The organism is Microbacterium sp. Leaf351 (assembly GCF_001423825.1).
Classification (GTDB): domain Bacteria; phylum Actinomycetota; class Actinomycetes; order Actinomycetales; family Microbacteriaceae; genus Microbacterium; species Microbacterium ginsengisoli.
The window spans coordinates 154,845-158,140 of sequence record NZ_LMPK01000035.1; the positions used below are offsets into that span (position 1 = coordinate 154,845).

Below are 3,296 nucleotides of genomic sequence, written 5' to 3' on the forward strand. Positions count from 1 at the left end.
GATGCTGGGCGCACCCGGCCTCATGCTGGCGGCCCGCCTGGGCAACGTGACGATCGCGAACGCGGTCGGCAACGGCGTCGCCGACGACAAGCTGCTCTACACCTACACGCCGGACCTCATCCGCTACTACCTGTCCGAGGAGCCGCTGCTCCCGATCGTCGACACGTGGCGGCTCGAGGACGCGGGAGCGCTCGAAGAGGTGCTCGACCGGCTCGACGAGCTCGTGGTCAAGCCCGTCGACGGGTCCGGCGGCAAGGGGCTCGTCGTCGGGCCGGATGCCTCGAAGGCCCAGCTCGAGACGCTGCGCAAGACCCTCATCGCCGACCCGCGCGGCTGGATCGCGCAGCCGGTCGTGATGCTCTCGACCATCCCGACGCTCGTGGAGGACGGCATGCGCCCCCGCCACGCCGACCTGCGCCCGTTCGCCGTCAACGACGGTGACGACATCTGGGTGCTCCCCGGCGGTCTCACCCGCGTGGCGCTGCCCGAAGGCCAGCTCGTCGTCAACTCCAGCCAGGGCGGCGGATCGAAGGACACCTGGGTCGTCGGCGGAGCCGCACCCTCCCACGTCGAGTACGGCCAGGGCCAGGGGCTCGCGGGCCTCGTCGCCGATCAGGCGTCGACCGTCACGCAGGCGCTGCCGGTGATCCCGACGGATGCCGCGGGTCGCGCCGTCGCGCCGAGCGTGAGCGTGGCGAGCGCACCGAGCAGCGCGGCATCCGCTCCCGAGAACGGCCCCGAGGTCACCCACTCGCCCCAGGACCGCCCGCGCACCACGCAGGAGCAGCAGGAGCAACAGCAGCAGGCGCGCGCCTGCGCCGAAGGGGGCGCGTCATGCTGCTGAGCCGCATCGCCGAGAGCCTGTTCTGGATCGGCCGCTACGTCGAACGCGCCGACGGCACCGCGCGCATCCTCGACGTGCACCTGCAGCTGCTGCTCGAGGATCCCTGGATCGACGAGGACACCGCCTGCCGGTCGCTGCTGGCCGTGATGGGCTCGTTCCCCGCCGACACCGCCGCGCCCGTCACCCGCGAGGACGTGCTCGCCCGCCTCGCCGTCGACCGGGCCAACCCGTCGAGCATCGTCTATTCGCTCAACGCGGCGCGCGAGAACGCCCGACGCGCACGCGAGATCGTCTCGACCGAGCTGTGGGAGTGCCTCAACACCACCAATGCCCGGATGCCGCGGCGGCTGCAGACCGAGAAGGTGCACGAGTTCTTCCAGTGGGTGCGCGAGCGCTCGGCGCTCGCCGTGGGCGTCGTCGACTCCTCGACGAGCCGCGATGAGGCGTGGCAGTTCTTCACGCTGGGTCGCAGCATCGAACGCGCCGACATGACCGCGCGGCTGCTCGCGACCCGGTCGCTGACCGAGGCGTCGGGTCCGTCCTGGACGACCATCCTGCGCTCCTGCGGCGCCTACGAGGCCTACCTGCGCACCTACCGCGGCATGCCGAGCGCCCGCAATGCGGCCGAGTTCCTGCTGCTCGACCGGCTCTTCCCGCGATCGATCATCTACTCGATCCTGCGCGCCGAGGAGTGCGTCAGCGCGATCGACCCGCGCGAGGACCGCGTCGGCGTCTCGAACCCCGTGCTGCGGGCTCTCGGACGCATCCGCAACGACCTCGAGTACAGCCCCATCGCCGAGATCCTCGCCGAGCTACCCGAGCACATGCGGGGAGTGCAGCGGGTCACCCGCGAGGCATCCGACGCGATCCGCCAGCGCTTCTTCCCGACGCAGGCCGAGCCCAGCTGGATCGGAGACACCCCGTGAAGCGCCTACGCATCGAGCACATCACCGGCTTCAGCTACGGCGGCGAGGTCGCCGCGTCGTACAACGAGGCCCGCATGCTCCCCGGCACGACCGACAGTCAGTTCGTGCTGAGCTCGTCGCTGGAGATCGACCCCGCGACATCCATCAACTCGTACATCGACTACTTCGGCACGCGGGTGTCGAGCTTCGACGTGCAGTCGCGGCATCCGTCTCTGCGGGTCACCGCCCGCTCGCTCGTCGAGGTGCGTCCCCGCCCGATCGAGCACGCGGGCATCACGTGGGAGCGCCTGCACGTCGAGGCGTCGCGGCAGATCGAGACGGTCGAGCAGCTCACCGTGACAGACCGCACCCGGCCCCACCCCGAGGTGGCCGAGATCGCGGCCACCATCGCCGGCCGCCACGACGACCCGGGCGAGGCCGCGCACGAGATCACCGCGGCCATCGGCGACGCCGTCGAGTACGTCTACGGCGTGACCGGCGTGCACTCCACGGCCGCCGACGCGTGGGTCGCACGCAAGGGCGTCTGCCAGGACATGGCCCACATCGCGATCGGAGCCCTGCGGTCGGTGGGTATTCCCGCGCGGTACGTGTCGGGCTACCTGCACCCCAAAGCCAACGCCGAGATCGGCGTCGCCGTCGCCGGCGAGTCACACGCCTGGGTCGAGTGGTTCGCCGGCGACTGGCAGGGCTTCGACCCGACCAACAACATCGAGATCGGCGATCGGCACGTGCTGGTCGGCCGGGGGCGCGACTACAACGACGTGCCGCCGCTGCGAGGCGTGTACGCGGGCGGCCACGCCTCGCAGCTGTCGGTGAAGGTGACGATCACGCGCGAGGCGTGACCGGCACCTCCGCGCCCGCCTGACCGCGGGTGAGGCGGTGGAGCTGGGTGACGTGCGCCGGCTCGAGCTCCGCGAGCGTCGAGACGCCGAGCAGCTTCATGGTGCGCTCGATCTCGGTGCGCAGGATCTGGATCGTGCGGTCGACGCCCGCGCGTCCGCCGGCCATGAGGCCGTAGAGGTAGGCGCGGCCGATGAGCGTGAACCTCGCGCCGAGGGCGACGGATGCCACGATGTCCGCGCCGTTCATGATGCCCGTGTCGACCATGACGGTCGCATCGCGGCCGACCTCGCGCACGACCTGCGGCAGCAGGTGGAACGGCACGGGAGCGCGGTCGAGCTGACGGCCGCCGTGGTTGGAGAGCACGATGCCGTCGACGCCGAGGTCGACGAGGCGAACCGAGTCCTCGACGTTCTGCACGCCCTTCACGACGATCTTCCCCGGCCAGATCTCACGGATGACCGCCAGGTCGTCGTACGAGATCGTCGGGTCCATCGCCGCATTCAGCAGCTCGCCGACGGTGCCGCCCGTGGTCGACAGCGACGCGAACTCGAGCTTGGGGGTCGTGAGGAAGTCGTACCACCACCACGGGCGCGGGATCGCGTTCACGATCGTGCCGAGGGTGAGCTGCGGCGGGATCGAGAACCCGTTGCGCTTGTCGCGCAGGCGGGCGCCGGCGACCGGGG

The 3,296-nt window shown here is 71.0% G+C and carries 4 protein-coding genes; 3 read left to right on the plus strand and 1 reads right to left on the minus strand.

Annotated elements, in window-relative coordinates; translation table 11 throughout:
* From ASG00_RS18365 to ASG00_RS11840, 3 genes are all read left to right on the plus strand, one after another.
* Positions 1 to 844: circularly permuted type 2 ATP-grasp protein (locus tag ASG00_RS18365; RefSeq protein ID WP_235559540.1), on the plus strand; the 844-nt coding region annotated here is incomplete at its 5' end.
* Positions 838 to 1,770: an alpha-E domain-containing protein gene (locus tag ASG00_RS11835; protein ID WP_045246489.1), complete on the plus strand. Its 933-nt coding sequence runs from the start codon at positions 838 to 840 to the stop codon at positions 1,768 to 1,770. The genes ASG00_RS18365 and ASG00_RS11835, both read left to right, overlap by 7 nt.
* Positions 1,767 to 2,612, plus strand: a complete 846-nt coding sequence (locus tag ASG00_RS11840) for a transglutaminase family protein (protein ID WP_056209833.1) — start codon at positions 1,767 to 1,769, stop codon at positions 2,610 to 2,612. The genes ASG00_RS11835 and ASG00_RS11840 overlap by 4 nt, the downstream gene beginning before the upstream one ends.
* Here ASG00_RS11840 and ASG00_RS18370 read toward each other — a convergent pair.
* Positions 2,596 to 3,296: alpha-hydroxy acid oxidase (locus tag ASG00_RS18370; protein WP_235559545.1), on the minus strand; the 701-nt coding region annotated here is incomplete at its 5' end. The genes ASG00_RS11840 and ASG00_RS18370 overlap by 17 nt on opposite strands.